This window comes from Streptomyces sp. NPDC047981 (assembly GCF_040653315.1).
Classification (GTDB): domain Bacteria; phylum Actinomycetota; class Actinomycetes; order Streptomycetales; family Streptomycetaceae; genus Streptomyces.
In genome coordinates this window covers 70,979-95,914 of record NZ_JBEZNQ010000007.1, presented here as the reverse complement: position 1 = coordinate 95,914, position 24,936 = coordinate 70,979, and the positions used below count along the sequence as shown (strand labels likewise).

Sequence of the window (24,936 nt, the reverse complement as noted above, 5' to 3'; positions counted from 1 at the left end):
CCATGACCTTGCGTACCCGCCTGCGGTCGGCGACAGCCGCCCTGGCGACAGTGGCGGCGCTCGTCCTGACCGCGCAGACCGCGGTCGCCGCGCCGCAGAGCACCGGCCGTTGGGACATGCCCAACGGCATCCTGTGGGCCGAGACCGCCCATGATCATGTCGACGTCGGCTACCAGCGCACCGGAGACGGCACCAGGGTGTCCATCGGCTTCGTCGACACCGAGGGAGAGCGCCGCTCGCACATCGAGACGCTGCTCACCGGCCGGAGCATGGCGTTCAGGTGGGACAGGGGAGCCCTCTCCGGCCCGTGCCTGACGGTGTTCGTGCAGTTCACGTTCACACGCGAATCGTTCGAACTGTGCGACTGACGGCCCGCCCGGCGCCCGCGCTTCCGACGGCGCCCGCGCTTCCCACCACGCCCCCGCTTCCTCCCACACCCTCGCGATCCGCGACTGCCTCGCGTCCCACCCCTTCCGAGAAGCCCGAGTCTTTCCAGAGAAAGGCAACGGCTGTGCCGACCGCCCGCCGCTTCCTCGTCGTGTCGACCGTCCTCGCCACGGCCGTCCTCTCCTCCGGCGCGCCGGCGGGCTCCGCGCCGCGCGGGTTCGACCGCTGCCCCACGGGCCACTTCTGCCTGTTCGACGGTCCTGGCGGCACCGGCCTCATGGCGAGCTTCCGCAGCGGCTCGCCCGACCTCGCCCGGCAGGGCATGGACAACCGGGCGTCGTCCCTCGCCCACAACGTGCCCGACACCGTCTGGTGCCTCTACGACGAGCGCGACTACGCCGGCACGGAGTACCAGCGCGCGTACCCGGGGGCCGCGGGCGACTTCGGCCCCGACTGGGACAACCGGGTCAGCTCGACCCGGCTCGGCGAATGCAGCCCCTGACACCGAAGACAGGAGTTCTCATGCGCGTCAGGAACCTTCTGACCACCCTGCTCACCGCGGCGGCCGTGCTGTCCGCCGCCACGGTCGCGACGGTCGCCCCACCGGCCTCCGCACTGCCGTCGGCACCGACGGCGGAGTGCCCGGCGGGCCACATCTGCCTCTGGGAAGGCCCCGACTTCCAGGGCTTCCAGTGGGGCGGCCCGCCCGAGCCGAACGAGGAGCCGAACGGCTGTGTCGACTTCACCGAGAAGTCACCGGGCTCCGTCATCAACAACTCCGACCGGGCGTACTACGTGTTCCGGGAGGGCACGTGCACGAACGCCGGTCGCGCCATGGACCTTCCCCTGGGGGAGTCTCCACGGTTCCCGTGGCGGGTCGGCTCCGTCTCGTGGTGCCGAGGCTGCTGAGCCGCGCCGACCCGCCTGTCAGCTGCCCGACTGCGGGCGGTAGGGCTGGAGGAGCTGGTCCACGGGCGCGTAGTCGTCGGTGAGTCGGCGGGCGTCGCCGATCCAGGACGTGAGGTCGTCGCCGGTGGCGATCTTCCAGCCGGTCTCCCGGGCGTCCAGGCGTTCCTGCGTGGCGCGGAGGTCGACCGGTCGGTCGGAGGCGAGCACGATCATATTGCCGCCCTTGGAGGTGGCGGTCGCGTCGAGGCCGATGTCGGCGGGTTCGCCGACGACGGCGACATGCTCGAAGGTCGCGCTGAGGGTGGCCACTTCGGCTCGCGCGAAGGCCAGTGCGCCGTGATCGATGAGGTTGGCGACGTACAGCCCGTCCTCGTCGAGGACGCGCCGTACGTCGGCCATCGCCTCCGCGGTGGTGAGGTGCCACGGCACGCTGACGCCCCCGAAGGCGTCGCCGACGACGAGGTCACGGCTTGCGGCGTCCAGTCGCCGCAGGCCGAGCCTGCCGTCCTCGACGCGTACGTCGATGCCGCCTCGGGATGTCAGCCCGAGCTCGTCGCGATCGATGCCGACGACCCCGCCGTCGATCTCGGACACCAGGCTGTGCGTTCCGGGTCGCGTCGCCGCGAGGTACCGGGGGAAGGTGAGCCCGCCGCCGCCGATGTGGTGGGCGGAGAGCGGCTCACGCGCGGGGAAGGCCGCATCGACCACCGCCGCGATGGCGCGCACGTACGCGAACTCCAGGTGGGTCGGGTCGTCGACATCGACGTAGGAGTGCCGCACGCCGTCCAGTACGAGGGTCCGGCCGCCGGTCCGGTCGGGGTCCGCGACGACCCGCGCGCAGTGGTACCTGGTCTCCGTGTCACAGGCACCGGGCGCGACCGTGGTGGCGAGGCCGCCGGCCACGACCGCGAGGGCCAGGGCAGGCGTGCCCTTCCAGCCGCGCGTTCGCCACTCGACCAGGGCCGCGCCCACGACCAGGCACGTGCCCAGGCCGATCAGGATGCCGCTGACCGGCAGCCGTGCGACGAGGACGAAGCCGGTGATGACCGTGCCGACGATGGCGCCGAGTGTGCTGACGCCGGACAGGCGACCGACGACCGTCCCGGTCTGCTCCAGGTTGGTCAGCCGCAACTTGGTGACGATCGGCGTCACGGCCGCGAGCAGCCCGCCGGGCACGAGGATGGCGAGCGAGGCGGTCAGCAGCAGCAGATCGGGGGACAACTCCGCGGTGGTGCGCAGCGCGGCGGGGGTGAAGGCGACGACCGCTCCCGACACGCCGAGCGAGGGGCCGATGAGCCTGCGCGGGTCGAGCTGGTCGGCGAAGCGCCCGCCGAGCCAGGAGCCGGTGGCGATGGCGGTGAGCGCGATACCGATCACCAACGTGCTGGTCTCGAGGGTGAGGCCGAGGTACGGAGCCAGGAGCCGCAGAGCGACGATCTCCACCACGAGGACCGCGAACGACGACCCGAAGACGAGCGCGACGGCGGTGCGGGTGCCCAGACCGCGGGTGCGAGGGGCGGCTTCGGCGGCGGGCTCGGCGGCGGTTTCGGCGGCGGGCTCGGAGGACAGTTCAGTCACGGTCGACATCCTGGCACGCGCCGCGTCGACAACACGCCTTGGATTCCACTTCGTTGACGAGAGGCGTTCCGGCCCGACCCGCCTCAGTCCTGGGCGGGGATGTCCAGGGCGGTCCCGTACAGGCGGGAGACCCGGATCAGGATGACCACGCGCCGGTCGGGCAGCGGCTGTTCGCCGGGGCCCGCCGTGTCGGCCGGGTCCACGATCTCCGCCGAGCCCTCCGCCACGGCGAACGACCAGACGTCCGGACCGCTGACGTGCAGCGAGGCGTGCGGGTCGCGGCGCAACTGGCGGACCTTGAGGCGGTCGGCCGTGGAGGAGATCCGCAGGACGCGCTCCTCGGGGCTCCAGTCGTAGAGGACGGTCGACAGATGGGGGTGACCGGTACTCCTGACGCTCGCGAGGACGCCGAACTGCTGCTGCCGGAGCAGTTGGGAGAGTTCCTGGTCCGTGAGCGCCCGGGGCGCCGGCCCGTCGTTCTCGGTCGTGGTGGTGGCCGTGGTGTTCGTGGCGGTGTCGTTCATGGTCTCGGCCTTTCGGTGGGCGGAGCAGGAGGAGTCGGGTCGCGACGACCGGACACAAGAGACCGTAGCAGATAGTTTTGTTACAGACTATCTGCTACGGCTCACCCCGCCGCGACACCGGGACCGTGCGCCGGGGTGTTCGAGGATCACCGGCTCACCCCTGTTCCGCGGCGCGAGGCGACAGCGGGCGTTCGAAGAAGGTCTCCAGGACCACGGTGGCCTGCGTTCCACTGACGCCGTCGATGGCATAGATCCGGCGCAGCACATCCTGCAGCTGCTCGGTCGTCGCGGTCCTGACCTTCACCAGCACCGAGGCGCTGCCGGCGATGACGTGCGCCTCCAGGATCTCGGGGAGCGCGGCGAAGTCCCGCGCCGAATCCCCCATCCAGGACGTCGAGTCGACCATCACGTACGCGAGGACGGCGCTGCCGACGGCCGCCGGATCCACCTCGACGGTGGTACGCCGGATCGCACCCCGTTCCCGCAGCTTCCGCACCCGCTCGTGGGCGGCACCGGCGGACAGGCCGACGGCCTGGCCGAGTGCGGCGTAGGACTGGGTGGCGTCCTGCTGCAACTGCTCCAGCAGCACTCGATCTATGTGATCCACAACTCTCCGTTCGGATTCAACTGGCCTTTGCAGTATCCCATCTTGCAGGATGCGACTGATGCCGATTCATATTCGGTACGCGACAGGTGTCATGAGCGGTGACGGACGAGTGGTCGAGGAGTGGACTCCATGAGCGGCGAGCGCCCCGGGCTGTACGAGATGCTGGACGACCGGTTCCGCACGGGGAGGTGCATGAACGGCGACGACGCACTGGAGGTCCTGTTCACCGGCTGCCGTTGGGCCGAGGGACCGGTCTATGTGCCCGCCTGGCGGCAGCTGGTCTGGAGCGACATCCCCAACGACCGGATGCTGCGGTGGGACGAGGAGACCGGCGCGGTCGGCGTCTTCCGCCGCGCCGCCGGGCACACCAACGGCAACACCCTGGACCGCGAGGGCCGGTTGATCACCTGCGAGCAGGGCCATCGCCGGGTGACCAGGACCGAGCACGACGGCACCCTCACCGTGCTGGCCGACCGGTGGCAGGGCAAGCGGCTGAACAGCCCGAACGACGCGACCGTGAAGTCCGACGGTTCGATCTGGTTCTCCGATCCGGACTTCGGCATCACCAGCGACTACGAGGGATACCGCGCGCCGAGCGAGATCGGCGCCAACAACGTCTACCGGATCGACCCGGCGACGGGCGAGGTGCGACTGGTCGCGGACTGTTTCGGCGCCCCGAACGGCCTGGTCTTCTCCGCCGACGAGCGGCAGTTGTACGTCTCCGACACCCGGGCGGGCGTCATCCGGGTCTTCGACGTACGCGACGACGACACGCTGTCCGACGGCGAGGTCTTCGCCGAGGCGGGGGCGCGCGCGAACGCCCGCTTCGACAACCTCCGCTTCGACGACGGCGGTCGGCTCTGGGTCGCCGCGATGGACGACGGCGTGCACTGCTACGACCCCGACGGCACCCTGATCGGCCGGCTCGACGTCCCCGAGGCGGTCGCCAACATCTCCTGGGGCGGCGCCAAGCGCAACCGTCTCTTCATCACCGCCGAGACCAGCCTGTACTCGGTGGTCATGGGCACCACCGGGACCCACCCGACCGGGCCGGGACGCCGCCCCTGGCTCGACGCGGCGGCGGTCGGCTGACCTACGGCGCCTCCTAGGACACCTCCCAGGGAGCCCCGGTCGGCCGCGAGGGCGTCGGCGAGACCGACGCCCCCGGCCGGACGGGCCGCACGACCGGAAGGATCGCGGTCACCGCTCCCTGACCTCGTTCGGCCCCGTGCCGGGAGTCCCCGGGCTCTCGACGAGCGGTCCCGGCCTGTCGTTCTTCGGCCGGCCGTTCTTCGCCCCCTGATCGGTTCCCCGGCCCTGCCCTTGGCTGTTGCCGATTCCCTGCCCCTTGCCCGGTCCCCTTCCCATGGTGTCGTCCCTTCCCGTCGGGGTCCCGGCGGGATCCGCCGTCGACGGGCGCGGTGATCCCGCGCGGGTGGGCCCCGCGGGGGCGGATGTCGGGTGGTGGGGTGTGGAGGTGGTGGGTTCGGGGACCGGGGATTCCGGGCGGTCGCCACGGATTGCGGGGAGGTCTCCCGCCGCGAGGGCGACTCCACCGAGGGCGGCGCTCGCGATGAGGCCGGCCAGCACCGTCCGCAGGGAGCGCCTCGTGCGGCGGGAGCGGCCGGCGGCGGAGGTCCAGTCGTCCCCGCGGCGCGTGGGCCGGTCGATGTGGCGGGCTGCACGGAAGGCGGCCAGCGCGGCGGGCTCGACCTCGGGGTCGACGCCTCCGCGGGTCAGAGCCGTGCGCAGCGCCTTCTCCAGGTCGCCGTACCTGTCGTCGTGCGGCATTCAGTCACCTCCCCTGCGGCCGAGTTCTCGCGAGAGCCGTTTCAGTCCCCTGTGTGCGGCGGACCGTACCGCACCCGGCCGTTTGCCCAGTACGCGGGCGGCGGTCGGCCCGTCGAGGCCGATCACGACGCGGAGGAGCACCGCCTCGGCCTGATCCCTGGGCAGGCCCTTCACCAGCGCGAGCGCCTGATCCGTCGACAGGGCCTCCAGCGCCTCGTCGGCGGTGTCCCCGCCGGCCGGCAGTTCGACGACGTCCGGTTCCACGGGGGCGGTCCGGGGGCGGGAGCGCTCTCGGCGCAGATGGTCGAGGGCTCGATGGCGAGCTATGGTCGCCGTCCAGCCGCGGAAACCCGCCGCGTCGCCACGGAACCTGCCGAGGTCGCGCGCGATCTCCAGCCACGCCTCGGCAGCCACGTCCTCCGCGTCGGCGCCCACCAGACCCCGTAGGTAGCCGAGGAGTCCGGGGTACACCATGCGGTAGGCCACGGCGAACGCCTCCTCGTCGCCCTGCTGCGCGCGTGCGACGGCCGAGTGGAGTTCGGCGTCGGAGATCGCCGAGGACGCGCGGCCGCCACCCCCCTCGCTCACACGTTCCTCTTCACAGCCGGTCCCGTCAGAAAACTCCGGTCGTATCCGTGAACCGGAGGGGCCATCCTGTCAGACCGTCAGCACAGGCTCGCGGCCAGTCCGTCGGACGGGCAGAACCCGCGGCGAGAACGCGCCGTGCGGCGGCCGTGCAGGGTGAGGAAGTACGTCTGGAGCGACTCCTGGGGGCCTATCTCGAAGCGGTTCACCGTCCGGCCGAGGGGGTTCCACAGCCGGCCGTCGGGCATGCGCACGGCGACGGGGTGCTCGAAGGTCGTACGGAGCGAGTGGTCCGGCGCGAGGTCCACCCACACCCCGCCGGCCTGGCGCACCAGCACCTCACCCACGTACGCGCCGAGACCGAGCAACGACTCGGCGACCTCTTCACGCCGGGCGCCCCCGCGCCGCAGACCGTCGATGATCCTGTCGACGACCCCGAGGCTCGCCACACCGAAGTCCAGCGGCAGACGCGTCCTCACGGTGATCCGTCCGACGAAGTCGACCGCGTACCGCTTCATCTCGACCGCTCTCGGCGCCTGCTCCTCGATCATGCTCATCACCCCTGCCCCTCGACATCGCGGCGGGTCCGGCGGACCCACCGGATGATCAAGCGGATCCGGCACACGGATCATCACGGGGCGAGCAAGTGACCCTGGTCACAGGCAGCGTCGGCTGAGGCGGGGGAACCGGCCAGGATGTCCGCAACCTGGTGGCCATGTACGACCGTCAGGGGCTCGACGCGCTAGAAGGGGCATCGGTGTGGCAACGCTTGCAGAGGTACGAGCCCTGTTGGGCGAATCCAGGTTCAACTGGTCCGATCCGGCACCGTGGATCGAGCTGGAGCGGGAACTCGGTGTCGAATTCCCCGTGGACTTCCATGAGGTCGTCGACGCCTACGGCTCGGTCCTGATCAACAACCAGTTGTATCTGAAGCATCCGGCCCGTCATCTTCTGCACGATCTGGGAACGATGATCGGGAGGGATCTCGAACTCTGGCGCGAGGAGGACATGGCGGAGTTCCTGCCGAGTCCGGTGGGTGCGAACCCAGGCGAACTGATGCCGGTGGCGACGGCCACGACGGGCGAGGCGGTCTTCCTCCGTGTTCCCGACGACTCCTCGTCGTCCTGGCGCGTCGTGGTCCAGGAGTTCGACAGTCCGGCGTGGACGCTCTACGAGATGACGTTCGGTGAGTGGTTGCCGGCGTATCTCAAGGGCAGAGACGTGACGTTGTGTGCGCGCGACCGCGCACCTGACGGCCCGTACTACGAACCACTGCCCTGAACACAGACACGGTGGTGTCTCCTGTCCCGGCGACAGGGGGCACCACCGTGTCGCGTTCCGACGGCGCGCCACACCGGCGCGCGGGATGCCTCCGCCGTGTCGTCGTCTCGGGGATCCTGGAGGGGTCGAAGTCCACTCCGCTCCTCGGGAGGTGTGGCGTCATCGGATCCGACCGCGCGCTGCTGGGCGTGTACAAGGGGTTCGGCGCCGCGGCCGTCGCGGCGACCGTGCGCCACGAAGAGCTGGTGGGCCGGCCGATGGAGATCGGCAACGACTATCTGCCGCATGGGAGTTGGGCGGATTTCGAGCCGACGTCGATGCGCCGTCTGCAGCTCGATCCGTGGCGCGCGTGGCGGGACGAACGGCCCGGATCGAGGTTCGTGTACGGCGTTCCGCCGCTGGTCGACGGTGACGAGGGGGCGTTCGCGCGAGGGGTGGCGGGCGAGTTCGACGCCGCGTACGAGCAGGCGGCACGGGCGCTCGTCTCGGCCGGGCACGGCGACGCGATCGTCCGGCTCGGCTGGGAGCCGAACAACCGGGCCATCGGCCCGTGGCAGGCGACGGACGATCCGGTGGGCTACGCGGCCCTGTTCCGCCACGTCGTCGGCGTGTTCCGCGCGACGCCGGGCGCGTGCTTCACCTTCGAGCTGTCCAGCGCGTTGGGCCTGCAGCCCGGCCGGCGCCTGAGCGCCTTCGCCGACTACTACCCGGGGGACGCGTACGTCGACTGGCTCGGCATGAACGCCTACGACCTCAGATGGGGCGACCCGACGACGTCCCCGGCCGACCGGTGGTCCTGGATCCGGTCCCAGGAGGCGGGGCTCGACGCCCATGTGGCATTCGTCCGCGCCCGGGGAAAGCGCAACGTGTGCTCCGAGTGGGGGCTCTACCGAGGCGGGGACCTGTTCGCCGGCGGCGGGGACGACCCGTACTACATCGATCGGATGACGGAGTATTTCTCGTGGGGTGAGGTCGCGTACCAGTCGTACTTCGACCACGATTGGGGTGGCGGCACGCTGGCGGAATTCCCGGCGGGCCAGGCGGCGTACGTGCGCCGGTTCAGGTGACGGCAGGCCGGGGCCCGACCTCCGCATCGAACCGACGCACCCGCGACGGATGTACGAAACACCCCTGAACACACGGGCGCGCACGCTTCCACCTCACACGTACGTGTGAGCCCGATCGACTACGCCGTTCGAACGCAGACCGAGCCCCGACCTGGCCGGTAACCCCCTAGCGTCTCCGCGCACGACACCTGCCGAACAGCCCATTCATCGGATTCGCCTCCGCGGAACGGACAACATATGCCCATATTCTCGCACTGCGTTTTCTGAAAGATCTCCGCAGGCATTGCCCTTTCATTCCTGGAGAAACACATGCGCGTTGTCGTCACCGGCGGCGGTGGATTCCTTGGGTCGCACCTGTGCGAGGCGCTGTTGCGGCGTGGCGACTCGGTGGTGTGCCTCGACAATTTCTCGACGGGCGACCCGGCGAACATCGCACACCTCATGCCCGACCCGGCCTTCCAGCTCCAGCACACCGACGTGAGCGTGGCCGTGGAGGTCACCGGCCACGTCGACGCCGTCGCCCATCTGGCATCCCCGGCCTCCCCTCCCGACTACCTGCGACAGCCGCTGGAGACGCTCGCCGTCGGCAGCCGCGGCACCGAGAACGCGCTGCGCCTGGCGCTGCGTCACGACGCCCGCTTCATCCTGGCGTCGACCAGCGAGATCTACGGCGACCCGCTGGTCCACCCCCAGGTCGAGACGTACTGGGGCAACGTCAACTCGATCGGGCCACGCAGCGTCTACGACGAGGCGAAGCGGTACGCCGAGGCCGTCTCGGCCGCCTATCGCCGCACCCGCGGCCTCGACGTCGGCATCGCGCGGATCTTCAACACCTACGGTCCGCGCATGCGCCCGCACGACGGCCGCGTGGTGTCCAGCTTCATCACCCAGGCCCTGACGGGTGAGCCCCTCACCATCTACGGCGACGGCAAGCAGACGCGCAGCTTCTGCTACGTCGACGATCTGGTCCGTGGCCTGCTCGCGCTCCTCGACTCCTCCGAGCTGGGGCCGTTCAACCTCGGCAACCCGGTCGAGCGCACGGTGTCCGAACTCGCCGAGACCGTACTGGCCATGACCGGATCGCTCTCCGAGGTGAAGTACCACCCGCTCCCGGAGGACGACCCGGTCCGGCGCCGCCCTGTGATCACCCGCGCCCGGGAGGTGCTGGGCTGGGAGCCGGAGATCGACATCACCGAGGGCCTGCGCCGGACCGTCGCGTACTTCACCGCCCACGCCGACCGGCTCGCCGCGTCGGCCGCCGCGATCCGGGGCAGCCAGAGCGACACGGTTCCGCTGGTCGCGACGGTCCCGGCCGCCCCGGCCCAGACCATCCCCGGTCCCGCGGCGGCCGCGGCCGGCCTGCCGGCCACCATCGCCCCCGGCCAGAGCGTCGGGGAGAGCTGACCTCCCGTCACATCCGGGCACGCTCCCTCCTGTCGAGCCCGCCCCCTCCTACCGTTCCCGCCCCCGGACCGCTCTCGCACCGCCTGGAGAACTTGCTGTCATGACGTCGCTGGATCAGGGTCCCTCCCGAGGGACCGGCACCGTCCAGGATCCGCCGCTCCACTCCCCCGCTCCGGGATCGCCGGAGGAGTGGGCGGCCCTGGGTGAGGAGATCCGGTCCCTGTCGAACGGCGCGGTGACCTCCATCGGCCCGGACGGACCCGTCCTCGCGAGACCGGTGCGTCGGCGCACGGTCGACGCCTCGGGCCATCGGCCGGCGTTCTCGCGCTTCGACCGTGTCCTCGTCGTCCTGATGTCCCTGGGCTGGACCGCCTGCCTGGTCTGGTTCTGGGTCTGGTGGCTCCAGCCGTCGCACCGGATCGGCTGGCTGGGTCTGGTCATCAACAGCGCTCTCCTGCTGTACCTGACCTACCTGCCGGTGCACTTCCTCGTCGCGCTGCTCCGCATGCGGCGCTTCGACCCCGCCCGCGAGGTGCCCGCGCTCCGCACGGCGTTCGTCGTCACCCGCGCTCCGTCCGAGGGCTGGGACATCGCCCGCGCCACACTGCGGGCCATGCTGGATCAGGACTTCCCGCACGCGTACGACGTGTGGCTGTGCGACGAGGACCCCACCGAGGAGATCCTCGACTGGTGCCGGTCCGCCGGGGTCGGCATCTCCTGCCGCCGGGGCCGTACCGACTACCACCGGGCCGACTGGCCGCGGCGCACACGGTGCAAGGAGGGCAACCTCGCCTTCTTCTACGACCACTGGGGATACGACGACTACGACGTGGTCGCCCAGCTCGACTGCGACCACGTCCCCGGGCGCCGGTACCTGGCCGAGGTCGTCCGCCCCTTCGCCGACCCCGCCGTCGGCTATGTCGCCGCCCCCAGCGTCTGCGACTCCAACGCCGACGAGTCCTGGGCCGCCCGCGGCCGACTCCACCGCGAGGCCATGTTCCACGGGCCGGTCCAGCTCGGCCACTCCGCCGGCCTCGCCCCGGTCTGCATCGGCTCGCACTACGCGGTCCGCACGGCGGCGGTGCGGGACATCGGCGGCCTGGGCCCCGAACTCGCGGAGGACTTCTCGACCACCTTCCTCCTCAGCTCCGCCGGCTGGCAGGGCGCCTTCGCCATCGACGCCGAGGCGCACGGCGAGGGGCCGCTCACCTTCGGCGCGATGATCACCCAGGAGTTCCAGTGGTCGCGCAGCCTCGCCGTGATGCTCCTGGGCATGCTGCCCCGCCACCTGAGCCGGATGCCGGTGAAGCTCCGGGTGCGCTTCGGCGCGGCGCTGATGTACTACCCGCTCCTGGCCATGGCCACCGTCATGGGCATCCTGCTGCCACCGATCGCCGCGATCACGGGCGCGCCCTGGATCAACGTCAACTACCTCGAGTTCCTCGCCCATTTCTGGAGCATGTCCGTCTGGCTCATCGCGCTGACGTGGCTGTGCCGCCGACGCGGGCTCATCCGCCCCAAGGACGCCCCGATCTTCAGCTGGGAAACCTGGCTCTTCGGACTCTCGCGCTGGCCCTACGTCGCATGGGGGGTGCTTGCGGCGGTGGTCCAGCGGGTGCGGCCCCGTCAGATCACCTTCAAGGTGACGCCCAAGCGGCGCGACGGCCTGGAGCCCCTCCCCCTGCGGGCCGTGGCCCCGTACACGCTGATCACCGTGTTCCTCTCGGGCTCGGCCCTGATGGGCGAGTTCACCGGCCCCGCCGTCGGCTATGTGTTCCTCTGCCTCCTCGGTTCCGCCTCGTACGCCGGAGTGACGCTGGCCGTGGGCGGGCTGCACATCAAGGAGACGGCACGCGCGACCGGTGTCCCGGTGCTGCGCGCGTGGCGCACCGCGGCGCTGCCGCTCTTCGTCGGTGTGCTGTCCCTGCTTCCCCTGGCACTCGGCATCGCCGTCTTCCCCACCTATCTCACCGGCTTCTACGCCTGGTGACGGCCGCACGGCCGATCGAGCGAAAGAGGTTCCCGTGCCCCAAACGGTCCTGGTCACCGGAGGCGCCGGTTTCATCGGCAGCCACACCTGCGTCGAACTGCTCGACCACGGCCACGAGGTCGTCGTGCTCGACGACCACTCCAACAGCAGTCCCGAGGCGCTCGAACGCGTCACGAAGATCGCCGGCCGCCCGATCGCCGCGGTCCATGTCGGCGACGTGCGGGACAGGCGCGCGCTCGACGCGGTCTTCACCAGCCACCGGATCGACGCGGTCATCCACTTCGCCGCGAAGAAGGCCGTCGGCGAATCGGTTCGCCTGCCCTTCACGTACTACGACATCAACGTCGGCGGCACCACGGCCCTGGCCTCCGCGATGCACGACCACGGTGTGCACCGGCTGGTCTTCTCCTCCTCGTGCTCGGTCTACGGAGACGCGACGACCGTCCCGCTGACCGAGGAGTCCCCGGTCGCCCCGACCAATCCGTACGCGACGACCAAGTGGACCTGTGAGCAGGTCCTCGCGGACCTGTGCCGGCACGCGCCGGAGTTCCGTGTACTGGCCCTGCGGTACTTCAATCCGACGGGCGCCCATCCCACCGGGCTGCTCGGCGAGGACCCGCGCGGTGTGCCCAACAACATCATGCCGTTCCTCAGCCAGATCGCCGTGGGCCGTCGCGACGAGCTCAGCGTCTTCGGTGACGACTACCCGACGCCCGACGGCACCGGCGTGCGCGACTACATCCACGTCGTCGACGTGGCCGAGGGTCATCGCGTGGCCCTCGACCACCTCGACGACGAGCCCGGCATGCGGGTCCTCAACCTCGGCACCGGGCAGGGAGCGTCCGTCCTCGACCTCGTGCGCGCCTTCGAGGAGGCGTCGGGGCGGCCCGTCCCGTACCGCGTCACCGGGCGCCGGCCGGGTGACGTCGCGGAACTCGTCGCCGACCCGTCGAAGGTCGCCGCCCTCTGGGACTGGAGGGCGCGCCGCGACCTGCCGGCGATGTGCCGCGACGCCTGGAACTTCCAGGAGCGCAACCCGTACGGCTACGCCCCCTGACCCGCCCCGCCGGCCGCACCCTTCCTCGCAGCAGCCCCGCAGCCCCCACAGCCGCGCCCAGACAGGAGAACAGCACATGCGGTTGACCGTCATCGGTACGGGATATCTTGGCGCCGTGCATGCCGCGTGCATGGCGGACGTCGGACACGACGTCCTCGGCGTCGATGTCGACGCAGACAAGATCGCGGCCCTCGCCGAGGGCCGACCCCCCTTCTACGAGCCCGGTTTCGCCGACGTCCTCCAGAGGGCGCTCGCCTCCGGGCGTCTCCGCTTCACCACCAGCCTGCGGCAGGCGGCGGAGCACGGCGAGGTCCACTTCGTCTGTGTGGGGACACCCCAACGGGCCGGCTCACAGGCGGCCGACCTGACGTACGTGGACGCCGTCGTCGACGGGCTCGCGCCCCACCTGTCCGGCCCGTGCCTGGTGGTCGGCAAGTCCACCGTCCCGGTGGGCACCACCGAGCGCCTGGCCGCCCGCGTGGCGGCCCTCGCACCGACGGGCGTACGGGCGGAGCTGGCGTGGAACCCCGAGTTCCTGCGCGAGGGCTTCGCGGTCGAGGACACCCTGCGGCCGGACCGGCTCGTCGTGGGCGTGACCAGCAGGGAGGCCGACGAGACGCTGCGCCGGGTGTACGCGACGATGCTGGAGGCCGGAGTCCCGTACATCTCGACCGACCCCAACACCGCCGAGCTGGTGAAGGTCGCGGCCAACTCCTTCCTCGCGACGAAGATCTCCTTCATCAACGCGATGGCCGAGATCTGCGACGCGGCGGGCGGTGACGTGGTGACCCTCGCCGACGCCCTCGGGCACGACACCCGGATCGGCCGACGGTTCCTCAACGCCGGCCTGGGGTTCGGCGGCGGCTGCCTGCCGAAGGACATCCGGGCGTTCGCCGCCCGCGCGCGGGAGCTCGGCGTCGGTACGGCCGTGGAGTTCCTCGACCAGATCGACGAGATCAACCAGCGTCAGCGGTCGCGCACCGTCGCCCTCGCGCGTCGGATGGTCGGCGGCGACCTGACCGGACGCGTGGTGACCGTCCTGGGCGCCACGTTCAAACCGGACAGCGACGACGTGCGCGACTCTCCGGCGCTCGCCGTCGCGACGGAGCTGCACCGGCAGGGCGCCGATGTCCGCGTTCACGACCCGGAGGGCGCCGCGAACGCGCGGCGCGCCCATCCTCAGCTGGCCTGCGGTGCGGACCTGCTGACGGCCTGCCGGGGCGCGGAGATCGTGCTCCACCTCACCGAGTGGGCCCAGTACCGCGAGGTGGACCCCGTCGCCCTGGCCCGCGTGGTCCGCGAGCCGGTGCTCGTCGACGGGCGGAACGCGCTGCCGCACGACGCGTGGCGGGCGGCCGGCTGGACCGTGAAGGCCCTCGGCCGTCCCGCGCGAGCGGCTCGTCCCTCGTACGTACGGTCCGCCGAACCCCTCCGGGCGACGATCGCGTCCCCTGCGGCCGAGTCGGACCGCGCCGGGGCGATGGCCGTACCGCCCGGCGGCCGGGCGTAGCTCGCCGGGCAGACCCACCGACTCCGCCCCGTGGTCACGGTTCTCGACCGTGACCACGGGGCGGAGTCATGCTCCGGGCGGCCGCGATCGACGTGGCCGCCCGGCTCAGTCGACGGGGCGTGCCTGCGCGGCGCCGACCGTGAGCGCCACCGGAACGCGGTTGCCGAAGTAGTCGACCGGCCCCACGTCGACACCCAGCGCCTGTGGCCCCAGGCCCCGGGGAACCTCGTCGACGCACGTGGGCACCAGGGCGCGGGCCTCTCGCTCGGCCGTGGTCGGAGCGACGAGCCCGGGCAGGCACGGGTCGTCGGTGGCACCGGTCGGCTCGCCGTCGAGGGTCTCCTGGTTGGACGCGGCGCGCCAGCTGCCCAGGCCCGAGTAGCGCTGCTTGCCCCACTCCATCAGCCAACGGCCCGTGCTGTAGTAGACGTTGCCGTGCAGGCGCATGGTGCTGGGGCTGTAGGACGACTGGGCCCCGACCAGGGGACCGCCGTCGGTGGCGAAGATGTTGTTGTAGACGCGGACGCCGCGCATGCCGTCCCGCAGCCGCAGGGCCGGTGGCCGGCTCCCCGCGGCCTTGGCGGACGGCAGTCCGGCCGTCCGCATCACGACCGTGTTGTGGTAGATGTCCAGGTTCCTCATGCGGGTGCCGTAGGCGACGATGCCGCCGTACTCGGGCAGCTTCCGGGCGTCGTCCCAGCTCATGTTGAAGCGGATCACGTTGTCCTTGTGGGCTCCGGTGGGCTGGCCCGAGTAGACGAGGAATCCGGGGCCGTCGTTGTCGTGCGCGAGGTTGTACTGCACGACGGAGGACGACACGTTGTTGTCGAGGCCGAATCCGCCGCCGTCGACCCGGGAGCCGGTGCGGTTGCGGTAGGACCTGTTGTGCTCCAGGACCACGCGGGTGGAGTCGTACACCCAGATGCCCTCGGGCCCCTCGTCGGCGTCGACGGCGGACCGCGCGCCGTTGTCGTGCGCTTCCGAGCGCGTCACCTTCGCGTCCCGCACGCTGCCGAGCGCGATGCCGCTGCCGGTGTTCCGCTCGTCGCTGCCGGGGTCACCGGTGTTGAAGGAGGCCTTGACGCGTTCGAGCCGGAGTCCGGTGTGCGCGTAGGAGGGGCGGTCGGCCTCGAACTCGGGCCCGTAGAAGACGAGTCCGCCCTCCAGGTTGTGGTGGACGGAGACGTCGGTGATCCGGACGTCTCCGTAGCCGGCGGCGGCGCCCTTCTCCGCGCCGACGCTGATCCCGTTCTGGAAGCCGCGCGCCTCCACGTTCGTGATCCTGACGTGCTGGAGGCGCCGCGCGCCGGGGAGGGTGTTGCGGAAGGCGATCCCGACTCCTTCCTTGAACGACGTGCGGTCGCCGACGATCGCGATGTCGCTGATCCGCACCCCGCCCGTGTTCCGTACGGTGATGCCGGACGTACCGCGTGGTGCGATCGTGGCGCGTCCGGTGCCGTACGACTCGATCACGACCGGCTTCGACGCGCTGCCCGCCTCGTTCTCCTCCAGGGTGACGGTGCCGCGGAACCGCTCCCCGCCCTTGAGCCGCAGCCGGTCGCCGGGCCGGAATCGCACGGTGTTGGCGTGGTCGAGCGTCCGCCAGGGCTTCTCGGGCGAGAGCCCGTCGTTCTTGTCGTCACCGTCGGGACTCACGTAGAAGGTGAAAGGTCCACCGGTGGCGGGCCTGGCCGGCCTGTACACACCGGGCACGTCACATGCCGTCAGCATCAGGAGTACCGCGGCGGACCCACCCACCGCGGTCCTCATCGACCGGCTCCGCTTCAGCGAGTTCAAGCGCATCCCCTAGGAACGTTCCCGTACATCGAGCGCACAACGGAACAGACTGCCAGAAAGGGTGCACTCAAAACGCCGACGAGAGGGGTCGGCCATCGGCCCGTTCGGGGGAAGATGTTCGGCCGGGCGGCCCACAGTGCGGTACGCCGGGGTGCCGCGCACCGCCGTTGGGCCGAACGGGTGGCTGCCGGTGGTCGGCCGGCCGCCGGTGCAGCTAGCGTCCCGGCATGCTCCAGCCCCTGCTCCGGCCCGCGCGCCGCTTCGTACGCGGCCCGGCCGCCCGCGCCGTCCACCGCCTCGACCGGGCTCTGCGGCCGGTCGACCCGGACCTGGTCGTCTACGGCGCGTACTGGAGCCGCGGCCCGGCGTGCAATCCCGCCGCCATCGCCGCCCGGGCGCGGGTGCTGCTGCCCCGGCTGCGCCAGGTGTGGGTGGTGAACAGCCGGCATGTCGACCGGGTGCCGCCGGGAACCGCGTACGTGATCGCCGGTTCGCGCCGGCACTGGGAGGCCATGGCCACCGCCGGCCATCTGGTCACCAACTCGGCCTTCCCCCCGGGCTGGGTCAAGCGACCCGGCCAGCGCTATCTGCAGACCCACCACGGGACCCCGCTCAAGCACATGGGGCGCGACGAACGCGGCGCCGATCTGCCCGCGGTGCTCGCCCACGCGCGCCAGTGGGACTTCAGCCTCTCCTCGAACCCCCACTCCACCGAGGTCTGGGAGCGGGTCTACGGCCCCGGGCTGCGCTCCCTGGACCTGGGCTATCCGCGCAACGACCGCTACTTCACCACGAGCGAGGCGGACATCGCCCGGATCCGTTCGGAACTCGGCATCGAGCCCGGGCAGATCGCCGTGCTGTACGCGCCGACCCACCGCCCCTCCCCCGGTCGGCTGCTGGACCCGGCCCGGCTGGCCGCGAGGCTGGGCCCCCGCTACGTCCTGCTGGTCCGCGCGCACTACTTCGAGTCCCCGACCGGTCCGGCCGGCGCCGCGCGCGACGTGTCCGCGCACCCGTCGGTGGAGGACCTGTGTCTGGCGTCCGACGCCCTGGTCACGGACTACTCGTCCCTGATGTTCGACTACGCCTGCCTGGACCGGCCCATCGTCCTGTTCGCACCGGACGCGGAGGCCTACCGGACGGAGCGGGGGCTGTACTTCGACCCGCTGTCGGGCGAGCCGGGCCGGGCCCCCGGAGTCTCCGCGACCTCCGAGGAGGAGCTGACCGAGGTTCTTCTCGGCGGTACGTGGAACGGCCCCGGGGCCGCCCGGCTGCGGGCGGCCTTCCGGGGCCGCTTCTGCCCCTACGACGACGGCGGCGCGGCAGACCGGGTCGTGCGGGCCTTCTTCGGCACGGACTGAGGCGGGCGGGGGGAGGCGGGCGGGGAATCGGGTGGCGCGAAGCGGACACGGGGAGGCGGACACGGTCGGTGTCGATGGAGGTCGGATCCGTCACCCGGACAGCATCGGGCGCAGAGGCCAGACTGGAGGGGGACAGCGACGAGGAGGCCCCCATGAGCACTCCCCCCAACCCACGGCTCACAGCCGCGCTCTCTCCCGCACAGCGCGAGCGGCTGTGGACCTGCGCCACCCCCGTGGACTTCCCCGAGGAGACCCGGCTGCTGGAGGAAGGCACGTACGCCGACCGGTTCTGGATCATCAAGACCGGGACGGTCACCCTCGACGTCCATGTGCCCGGCAAGCGGCCCGCCGTGGTCGACAGCGTCAGCGCCGGGGAGCTGCTCGGCTGGTCGTGGCTCTTCGAGCCGTACCGCTGGCATTTCGGCGCGGAAGCCATGACACGGGTACGCGCGGACGAGTTCGACGCGGCGACCGTACGCATGATGATGGACGCGGATCCGGCCTTCGGGCTCGCCCTGGACCACTTCGTGGGCCAGATGCTCGCCCACCGGCTCTTCTCCGCCCGTGTCCGGCTGCTCGATCTCTACGCCCCGCGTGGCAGCGGCCTGTAGGCGGCCCTGTACGCGTCATCGCCGTCCGGGAGCACGTGATGCCATGACGATGCCGTGTGACGGACAATCCTTGTGGGGCGGCGGGTACGGCCCGCCGACCCCTCCGGTGCCCCACCGCAGACAGGACGAACCGTGTCCACCACCCCGCTGACCCGCCCCGTCGTGACCTCGCTGATCGAGGACGCCGTCACGGCGCCTTCGATGCACAACGCGCAGCCGTGGAAGTTCGTCTGCAGGACGGACAGCGGCGTCATCGAGCTGCACGGCGATCCGCTGCGCGGCATGCCGCGCGAGGACCCGGACCACCGCGCCCTGCACATCGGATGCGGCGCCGCCCTGTTCGCGCTGCGGGTCGGCGCCGTGCGCGGCGGGCTGCACCCCGTGGTGCGCCTGCTGCCCTCCGCCGAGGATCCGTGGCATCTCGCCGACGTACGTCTCGACGGTCCGGACGACGCCGACAGCGACCTGGGGGCGCTCCACGAGGCCCTGGCGCGTCGGCACACCAGCCGGTTCCCGTTCACCGAGGAGCGGGTCCCCGCCGAGGTGATCGAGGGACTGCGTGCCGCGGCCCTGCGCGAAGGCTGCCGCCTGGTCGTACCGGGCCCCTGGCACACCGACACCGTGATGGACCTCGTCCACGTCTCCGAACTGTTCGAGGCGGCGGACAGCGCCGTGCGCGCGGAGATCGCCGCCTGGACGCGGACGGACACGGAAGGTGAGGGGCCGGCCACGGAGGGAATCCCCGCGTCCGCCTTCGGCCCTCGGCAGTACGACGTGACCTCTCCGGTCCGGGACTTCGGCTCCCACCGCCCCGTGCCGGGCCGCGACTCCGCACGCTTCGAGAAGCGGCCGCAGATCGCGCTCCTCGGCACGGCCGAGGACACCCCGGAGGACTGGCTGAAGGCCGGCCAGGCCGTGCACCGCGTCCTGCTGCAGGCCACCCTCGACGGACTGGCCACCTCCCTGATGTCCCAGCCGCTGGAATGGCCCGAGCTCCGCGCCGAGGCACGCGACCCCGGCTCGACGACCGGCTTCGTCCACATGGTGATCCGCCTCGGCTACGGCCCTCAGGGCGAGGCCACGCCCCGCAGGCCGGTCTCCGACGTGCTCACCTTCGACTGAACGAGGATCCTCGCGGCAGGGTGGGCCTGCCGGTGGCGTCCTCTAAGATTCAAGGCCGCTGGGTCAGGGCCTCGCCCCGGTCCGGCTCCGTGACGTTGATCACGAGGCCCCCGGGGAATCACACGACCGCCGGTGCGCGTCTCATGGAAGCGGGCTGCCCCGCGCGTCCACCCCCGAAGAGAAGACCAGGAGAAGTGAGGTATGCCGGTGATCTGCGTCGGCGGCATGATCGGAATCGGCAAGACGAGCGTGGCCGAGATGCTCGCCAAGGAACTGGGCAGCCAGGTCTTCTACGAGAGCGTGGAGGACAACCCGATCCTTCCGCTCTTCTACACGGCGAGCGCCGAGGAGATCCAGGCCAAGCGCTATCCCTTCCTGCTCCAGCTCTACTTCCTGCAGACCCGGTTCGCCTCGATCAAGGAGGCGTACAAGCAGGGCGACAACGTCCTCGACCGGTCCATCTACGAGGACTGGTACTTCGCCAAGGTCAATCACGACCTGGGCCGGATCAGCGCTCTCGAGATGCGGGTGTACGAGGGACTGCTCGACGAGATGATGCGCGAGATCGACGGCCTGCCGTACCGCAAGGCCCCCGACCTCATGGTCTACCTCAAGGCCGACTTCGAGACCGTGCTGTACCGCATCGGGCTCCGGGGCCGCGACTTCGAGCAGGACGAGAGCCTCGTCGCGTACTACCGGACGCTGTGGTCCGGCTACGACGACTGGGTGCACAAGCACTACTCGGCCAGCGACGTCCTGGTCGTCGACATGAACACCACGGACGTGGTGAACAACCCCGAGGACGCGACCCGCGTGGCGCAGGAGGTCAGGGACGCCCTGGCCGCCGCGGGGCGGCGACGGGGCTGAGTCGGGCCGGCGGGGCCACCGCGGCCGGCGCGGTGTCCCGCCGACGGCCGCGGGGAGGAGGGCGTCGGCGGGACAGGTCGTGAGAGTGCCGGAGATCAGTCCCGGTCGCGGGCGGTGGAGACCCGGAAGGTGCTGAGGACGGCCTTGTGGTCCGAGGGCCACGTCCAGCTCGGCTCGCGGAAGCTCTCCCGGCCCGGCTCCTCCACCCGCTCGTTGCGCACGATCGACGTGGACGGACCGACGATCACGCTGTCGAGGAGACGGATCCGGCGGTCCGGGTGGTAGAAGACGAAGTCGATCCGGTCCCGCTCGTCCGCCTTCGGCGCCCAGGTGAGCTGTCCCGGCTCGGCGCCCGCGTTGTCGCTGGGCCAGGTGAAGCCCGGCGTGCGCACCGGGTCGGGGTTGATCTCACGGTAGCTGTCGCGGAACCCGGCGTCCTCGATCGCCTTGGTCGTCGTCCACTCGACGACGGTGCCGTTGTGGTCGAACAGGTTGCGCGTCCGGCGGGTCCAGTCCCGGTGCGACGGCTCGTTGAAGTCGCCGGCCAGCATGGTGAGCCGGCCCCGGCGGCGCTCCTTCGCGGCGTCCGCGAGCACCGTCCTGGTCACCTCGGTCCGGCCGGAGGCCTCGTTGATCCGGTGGATCAGGTCGACGTCGGTGATCGGGCCGGTCGGGATCTCGTCCCAGCCGTACTCGGACGTCTCCAGGGGCGCCGGCGTACCGCCGCCGTAGCCGCGGGGCAGGTAGTTGGCGTAGTAGCGGTACTCAAGGTGCCCGGAGTAGGCCGCGACCTCGGTGCCGTCGACGTCGATGACCGCCTTCGACCAGGACGGGAACGACTGGTGCTCGATGATCGGGTAGCGCGAGATCACCGCCGGGTCGGTCGGGTTCCGGTTGTCGTAGTAGGTCAGTCCACGGGCCGCGAGATCGGCGAGGGTGTTGGCGACCCGGACCGGGTTCGACTCGCTGAGCATGACCACGTCCGGCTCGACCGCCGCGATCGTGTCGGCGATGCCCGCCCGGCCGCCCGCGACCTGGCTGCCGCCCAGCCAGATGTTGAACTGGAGGACCTTGAGCGTGCGGTGCGACGGCCGCGGCCGACCGCCCTTGGACGCGGCCTCGGCCGTTCCCGCCCCCAGCACCCCCGCGCCGACGGTCGCTCCGACCACTCCGAGCAGCTCACGACGCCTCATCATGCATGACCTCCGTACATCGGCATATGCCATTGACCCCATGCGCTGATCAGCACGGGATGGGACGCAGTGTCGGCGTGCCGCGCGTCCGGCGGGTGAACCTGGGTGGAACCCGCGAGGTGGGCGCCGTGTCCGATGGCTGCGCCGTGGGGGTGGGCGCGGGGGAGACTGCAGGCATGGCCACTGTCAACGGAGAACCAGCCACCGTCGCCCAGCTGGCGGCGCTCGCCCTCGGCAACTACGGACACTTCACGACCATGCGGGTGGAGGGCGGAGCCGTTCCGGGTCTTTCGCTCCATCTCGACCGGCTGGTCGGGGACTGCGCCGCCGTCTTCGGCGCGGATCTCGACCCGGAGCGTGTGCTCGGCTGGGTGCGGGCGGAGGTCGGTGGGCAGGAGGGGGTTGGGGGGCGGGGCGGGGCGTTGACCGTGCGCGTCACCGTGTTCGATCCCGCGCTCGACATCGCCCGCCCCGGCGAGCAGGCCGACCCGCACGTCCTCGTGACCACCCGCCCTGCGGGCGTCCTGCCCGCTCCCCCGCTGCGGGTGGCCGCGCTGCCCTACGTCCGGGACGCCGCCGCGGTGAAGCACACGGCGCTGTTCGGCCAGCTCCGGATGCGGCGCGAGGCACGGCGGGGCGGATTCGACGACGTCCTGTTCACCGGGCCTGGCGGTCTGGTCTCGGAGGGATGCACCTGGAACGTCGGGTTCGTCGACCGAGACGGGCGGGTCGTGTGGCCTGAGGCGGACGTGCTGCCCGGGGTGACCATGCGCATGCTGCGCTCCACCGTGCCCGGCTCGGCCGTCCGGCCGGTCCACGTCGACGAACTGCCCGCCATGCGGGCCGTCTTCGCCACGAGCGCCGGGGTCGGGGTACGCCCGGTGGAGGCCGTCGGTGCCGTGCCGTTCGCCACCGACGACCCGGTGCTCCACGCGCTCCGCGAGGCGTACGAAGCGCTTCCGGTGGAGCGGCTGTGACCACCCCCCGGGCCCTTCGGACCGGGCATGCGCGACCATGATCGGCATGGACGCTCGATTCCTCGGCATCGCCGATCTCGCCGAAGTTCCGTCCGTGGCGGTCGTGGTCGACGTCATGCGCGCCTTCACCGTGGCCGCCTGGGCCTTCGCGCAGGGGGCGGAGAAGATCGTCCTCGCCGGGTCCCCGGCCGAGGCCCTCGCGCTCAAGGACGACCATCCGGACTGGGTGGCGATCAAGGACGGTCCGCCCGCGCCCGGGTTCGACACCGTCAACTCCCCCGGCCTGCTGCGGTCCATGGACCTCGGCGGGCGGACCGTCGTCCAGAAGACGACGGCGGGGACGGTCGGTGCCCTCGCGGTCAAGGACGCTCCGCTGGTGCTGTGCGCAAGCTTCGTGGTGGCGGAGGCGACGGCCCGAGTCCTGCGCACGCGCGCCGGCGGGAGTGTCACGTTCGTGGTCACGGGCGAGGACGGGCAGGCCGAGGAGGATCTGGCGTGCGCCCAGTACATCGCGCGGCGGGCCACGGGGGCCGGGACGGACGCCGCCGGCTTCGTCCGCCGCGCCGCGGAGTCACGCGCCGCCGCCGAACTGACGAACGGCGTACGTCAGGGGGTCCATCCGGACGACGTCGCGCTCTGTCTCGAGGTCGACCGGTTCCCCTTCGCCATGGCGGCCGCCCCGGAAGGGCCGCACATGGTGCTGCGTCCCCGAACGTCCCAGTGAGCCGGGCGGCACACGACAGCCGACGGCCCAAGGCGGGCTAGGAACCCTCCAGTTCGCCGCCCGAGCTGTTCCACGACCGGAGCTTCTCCGGATTGCGCACGGCCCAGATGCGGGTGATGCGGGCTTCGGTGACGTCGAACGCCGCCACGGTGACGGTCACGTCGGCGTGCTGGGCGACCAGGCCGGGGCGGCCGTTGACCGTGCGCTCCATGAGCTGAAGGCCCGGGGCGACGGCGGCGATCTGGATCAGGTACTCGGCGATGCGCTCGGCGCCCTCGACCGGGCGCAGGACGGTGCCGACCTTGCCACCGCCGTCGGCGATCATCGCGGCGTCGGGGTCGAGCAGGCCGACGAGGGCCCCGATGTCCCGGGCCTCCCACGCTTCCTTGAAGTCCCGTACCAGATGGGCCTGTCCGGCCACCGGAGGAGAGGGGTCCTTCGCGGCACGCATGCGCCGCCGGGCCGAGGACGCCAGCTGACGGCAGGCCGCGGGCGTCCGGTCGAGGATCTCCGCGATCTCGGCGAAGGGGTACTGGAAGACGTCGTGCAGCACGAAGGCCACCCGCTCGGCGGGCGTCATGGACTCCAGTACGACGAGGAAGGCCATGCTGACCGACTCGTCCAGGGTGATCCGGTCGGCGGGATCGGCCCCGGCCTCCGACGCACGTGCGCCGCCCCACTCCGTACGGTCGGGCAGCGGCTCGGGTATCCACGCGCCGACGTAGCGCTCGCGCCGGGCCCGCGCCGACCCGAGCACGTCCAGGCAGACACGGCCGGCCACCGTCGTCAGCCACGCGCCCGGCGACTCGACGGCCTCGCGCTTCTGCCTCGGCATCGCGTACCAGCGGGTGTACGTCTCCTGCACGGCGTCCTCGGCCTCGGCCAGTGAACCGAGCAGCCGGTAGGCGAGGTTCGTCAGCTGCCGCCGCTCCGCGACGATCACACCGAGGCCCGGTTCGGTCGGATCGTCCATGCTCGTTGCCACTGCGCTCCCTCGTTCTCCTCGTCCGCGTGCGAACGCCCGCCTCACATTTCGCGGGCCTGCGTCGTCGGACGTACGAGACAGTACCGAGAGAGAGAAGAGGACCACGTCATGGCCGTACAGACGACGGAAGTACGGGGCCGCGTCACGTTCCTGCGGGTCGCGATCGCCCTGCAGACCGCCGCGCTCCTCTTCCAGGCGGTCACCGCCGGAATGCTGCTGTCCTCGTCGCTCGGCGCGCTGCTGCACGACGTCGGATCACGCGTGATGTACGGAGCCTCGATGCTGTACGTCCTCGCCGCGATCCTGGCGTGGCGACCGGGCGGCGGTTCGCCCCGCCCCATCGCCTACGCCACCGGATTCCTCGCCCTCGCCTCGGTGCAGGTGATCCTGGGCATCGCGCACATGCCGTCGCTCCATGTCCCCCTGGGCATAGTGATGTTCGCGCTCAGCCTGCTGGCGCTCGTCCAACTGGTGTCCCGTCCGTCGGCGGCGCGCCGGGCCGGCGCCGAGGGGTAGGGGTCTCGGGAGGGGACGGAGCAGCTCCGTTCACTCGTGATGGTGGCCGGCGGGCGTGCGCGGGGCCTCGGCGGCGCGGTTCGGGCAACGTGG

Annotated in this window: 26 protein-coding genes; 17 read left to right on the top strand and 9 right to left on the bottom strand. The window is 71.4% G+C overall.

Going from position 1 to position 24,936, the window contains the following annotated elements:
* The first annotated feature begins 2 nt into the window (after positions 1–2).
* The 3 genes from AB0E14_RS06715 (at position 3) to AB0E14_RS06705 (ending at position 1,296) form a co-directional block, all read left to right on the top strand.
* Positions 3–368: a hypothetical protein gene (locus AB0E14_RS06715; RefSeq protein WP_362413155.1), complete on the top strand. Its 366-nt coding sequence runs from the start codon at positions 3–5 to the stop codon at positions 366–368.
* Positions 369–511: 143 nt separating this feature from the next.
* Entirely contained in the window at positions 512–889 is a 378-nt protein-coding gene (locus AB0E14_RS06710; protein ID WP_362413152.1) for a peptidase inhibitor family I36 protein, read from the top strand.
* Positions 890–909: 20 nt separating this feature from the next.
* Positions 910–1,296 (top strand): peptidase inhibitor family I36 protein, encoded by a 387-nt coding sequence (locus tag AB0E14_RS06705; protein ID WP_362413149.1) that lies wholly within the window; start codon positions 910–912, stop codon positions 1,294–1,296.
* An 18-nt stretch (positions 1,297–1,314) separates the two neighbouring features.
* On the opposite strand, the gene AB0E14_RS06700 is transcribed toward AB0E14_RS06705, so the two are convergent.
* The 3 genes from AB0E14_RS06700 to AB0E14_RS06690 form a co-directional block, all read right to left on the bottom strand.
* Complete coding sequence (locus AB0E14_RS06700) at positions 1,315–2,796, bottom strand: fused MFS/spermidine synthase (protein ID WP_362413293.1); 1,482 nt, start codon at positions 2,794–2,796, stop codon at positions 1,315–1,317.
* A 161-nt stretch (positions 2,797–2,957) separates the two neighbouring features.
* Positions 2,958–3,398, bottom strand: coding sequence for a pyridoxamine 5'-phosphate oxidase family protein (locus tag AB0E14_RS06695; protein ID WP_362413146.1), 441 nt, complete (start codon positions 3,396–3,398; stop codon positions 2,958–2,960).
* Positions 3,399–3,552: 154 nt separating this feature from the next.
* Positions 3,553–4,005, bottom strand: a complete 453-nt coding sequence (locus AB0E14_RS06690; RefSeq protein ID WP_362413143.1) for an Lrp/AsnC family transcriptional regulator — start codon at positions 4,003–4,005, stop codon at positions 3,553–3,555.
* A 129-nt stretch (positions 4,006–4,134) separates the two neighbouring features.
* On the opposite strand from AB0E14_RS06690, the gene AB0E14_RS06685 reads away from it, so the two are divergent.
* On the top strand, positions 4,135–5,097 hold the full coding sequence (locus AB0E14_RS06685) for an SMP-30/gluconolactonase/LRE family protein (RefSeq protein ID WP_362413140.1): 963 nt from the start codon (positions 4,135–4,137) through the stop codon (positions 5,095–5,097).
* 108 nt (positions 5,098–5,205) lie between these two features.
* Here the strand turns inward: AB0E14_RS06685 and AB0E14_RS06680 are convergent, their stop codons facing one another.
* The 3 genes from AB0E14_RS06680 to AB0E14_RS06670 form a co-directional block, all read right to left on the bottom strand.
* Positions 5,206–5,796: a hypothetical protein gene (locus tag AB0E14_RS06680; RefSeq protein WP_362413137.1), complete on the bottom strand. Its 591-nt coding sequence runs from the start codon at positions 5,794–5,796 to the stop codon at positions 5,206–5,208.
* Positions 5,797–6,384, bottom strand: a complete 588-nt coding sequence (locus tag AB0E14_RS06675) for an RNA polymerase sigma factor (protein WP_362413134.1) — start codon at positions 6,382–6,384, stop codon at positions 5,797–5,799. It abuts the gene before it with no gap.
* Positions 6,385–6,461: 77 nt separating this feature from the next.
* Complete coding sequence (locus AB0E14_RS06670) at positions 6,462–6,938, bottom strand: hypothetical protein (protein WP_362413131.1); 477 nt, start codon at positions 6,936–6,938, stop codon at positions 6,462–6,464.
* A 202-nt stretch (positions 6,939–7,140) separates the two neighbouring features.
* On the opposite strand from AB0E14_RS06670, the gene AB0E14_RS06665 reads away from it, so the two are divergent.
* The 6 genes from AB0E14_RS06665 to AB0E14_RS06640 all read left to right on the top strand — a co-directional run bounded on the left by AB0E14_RS06665 (position 7,141) and on the right by AB0E14_RS06640 (position 14,690).
* Complete coding sequence (locus tag AB0E14_RS06665) at positions 7,141–7,662, top strand: SMI1/KNR4 family protein (RefSeq protein ID WP_362413128.1); 522 nt, start codon at positions 7,141–7,143, stop codon at positions 7,660–7,662.
* Between the two features lie 47 nt (positions 7,663–7,709).
* Positions 7,710–8,729, top strand: coding sequence for a hypothetical protein (locus tag AB0E14_RS06660; RefSeq protein ID WP_362413125.1), 1,020 nt, complete (start codon positions 7,710–7,712; stop codon positions 8,727–8,729).
* A gap of 309 nt (positions 8,730–9,038) precedes the next feature.
* Positions 9,039–10,133, top strand: a complete 1,095-nt coding sequence (locus tag AB0E14_RS06655) for a UDP-glucuronic acid decarboxylase family protein (RefSeq protein ID WP_362413122.1) — start codon at positions 9,039–9,041, stop codon at positions 10,131–10,133.
* Positions 10,134–10,233: 100 nt separating this feature from the next.
* Entirely contained in the window at positions 10,234–12,123 is a 1,890-nt protein-coding gene (locus AB0E14_RS06650; protein WP_362413119.1) for a glycosyltransferase family 2 protein, read from the top strand.
* 34 nt (positions 12,124–12,157) lie between these two features.
* On the top strand, positions 12,158–13,180 hold the full coding sequence (gene galE / locus AB0E14_RS06645) for a UDP-glucose 4-epimerase GalE (RefSeq protein ID WP_362413116.1): 1,023 nt from the start codon (positions 12,158–12,160) through the stop codon (positions 13,178–13,180).
* A 76-nt stretch (positions 13,181–13,256) separates the two neighbouring features.
* Entirely contained in the window at positions 13,257–14,690 is a 1,434-nt protein-coding gene (locus tag AB0E14_RS06640) for a UDP-glucose/GDP-mannose dehydrogenase family protein (RefSeq protein ID WP_362413113.1), read from the top strand.
* 105 nt (positions 14,691–14,795) lie between these two features.
* Here AB0E14_RS06640 and AB0E14_RS06635 read toward each other — a convergent pair whose 3' ends face one another.
* Positions 14,796–16,346 (bottom strand): right-handed parallel beta-helix repeat-containing protein, encoded by a 1,551-nt coding sequence (locus AB0E14_RS06635; RefSeq protein WP_362413110.1) that lies wholly within the window; start codon positions 16,344–16,346, stop codon positions 14,796–14,798.
* A 368-nt stretch (positions 16,347–16,714) separates the two neighbouring features.
* Between AB0E14_RS06635 and AB0E14_RS06630 the strand changes: the two genes are divergently transcribed.
* The 4 genes from AB0E14_RS06630 (at position 16,715) to AB0E14_RS06615 (ending at position 20,448) form a co-directional block, all read left to right on the top strand.
* On the top strand, positions 16,715–17,848 hold the full coding sequence (locus tag AB0E14_RS06630) for a CDP-glycerol glycerophosphotransferase family protein (RefSeq protein ID WP_362413107.1): 1,134 nt from the start codon (positions 16,715–16,717) through the stop codon (positions 17,846–17,848).
* A 152-nt stretch (positions 17,849–18,000) separates the two neighbouring features.
* On the top strand, positions 18,001–18,459 hold the full coding sequence (locus AB0E14_RS06625) for a cyclic nucleotide-binding domain-containing protein (RefSeq protein WP_362413104.1): 459 nt from the start codon (positions 18,001–18,003) through the stop codon (positions 18,457–18,459).
* Positions 18,460–18,591: 132 nt separating this feature from the next.
* Entirely contained in the window at positions 18,592–19,581 is a 990-nt protein-coding gene (locus AB0E14_RS06620) for a nitroreductase (RefSeq protein ID WP_362413101.1), read from the top strand.
* Between the two features lie 201 nt (positions 19,582–19,782).
* Positions 19,783–20,448 (top strand): deoxynucleoside kinase, encoded by a 666-nt coding sequence (locus AB0E14_RS06615; protein ID WP_362413098.1) that lies wholly within the window; start codon positions 19,783–19,785, stop codon positions 20,446–20,448.
* A 95-nt stretch (positions 20,449–20,543) separates the two neighbouring features.
* Here the strand turns inward: AB0E14_RS06615 and AB0E14_RS06610 are convergent, their stop codons facing one another.
* Complete coding sequence (locus AB0E14_RS06610; protein ID WP_362413095.1) at positions 20,544–21,644, bottom strand: endonuclease/exonuclease/phosphatase family protein; 1,101 nt, start codon at positions 21,642–21,644, stop codon at positions 20,544–20,546.
* A gap of 173 nt (positions 21,645–21,817) precedes the next feature.
* Between AB0E14_RS06610 and AB0E14_RS06605 the strand changes: the two genes are divergently transcribed.
* Together AB0E14_RS06605 and AB0E14_RS06600 are read left to right on the top strand one after the other, a co-directional pair.
* Complete coding sequence (locus AB0E14_RS06605; protein ID WP_362413092.1) at positions 21,818–22,618, top strand: aminotransferase class IV; 801 nt, start codon at positions 21,818–21,820, stop codon at positions 22,616–22,618.
* Positions 22,619–22,664: 46 nt separating this feature from the next.
* Positions 22,665–23,342 carry a 2-phosphosulfolactate phosphatase gene (locus AB0E14_RS06600; RefSeq protein WP_362413089.1) on the top strand — a complete coding sequence of 226 codons (678 nt, stop codon included), beginning with the start codon at positions 22,665–22,667 and terminating at the stop codon, positions 23,340–23,342.
* Between the two features lie 37 nt (positions 23,343–23,379).
* Here the strand turns inward: AB0E14_RS06600 and sigJ are convergent, their stop codons facing one another.
* Positions 23,380–24,315, bottom strand: coding sequence for an RNA polymerase sigma factor SigJ (gene sigJ, locus AB0E14_RS06595; RefSeq protein ID WP_362413086.1), 936 nt, complete (start codon positions 24,313–24,315; stop codon positions 23,380–23,382).
* Between the two features lie 120 nt (positions 24,316–24,435).
* Here sigJ and AB0E14_RS06590 point away from each other — a divergent pair, with 120 nt between their 5' ends.
* Positions 24,436–24,843, top strand: coding sequence for a hypothetical protein (locus AB0E14_RS06590; RefSeq protein WP_362413083.1), 408 nt, complete (start codon positions 24,436–24,438; stop codon positions 24,841–24,843).
* Positions 24,844–24,936: the final 93 nt, after the last annotated feature.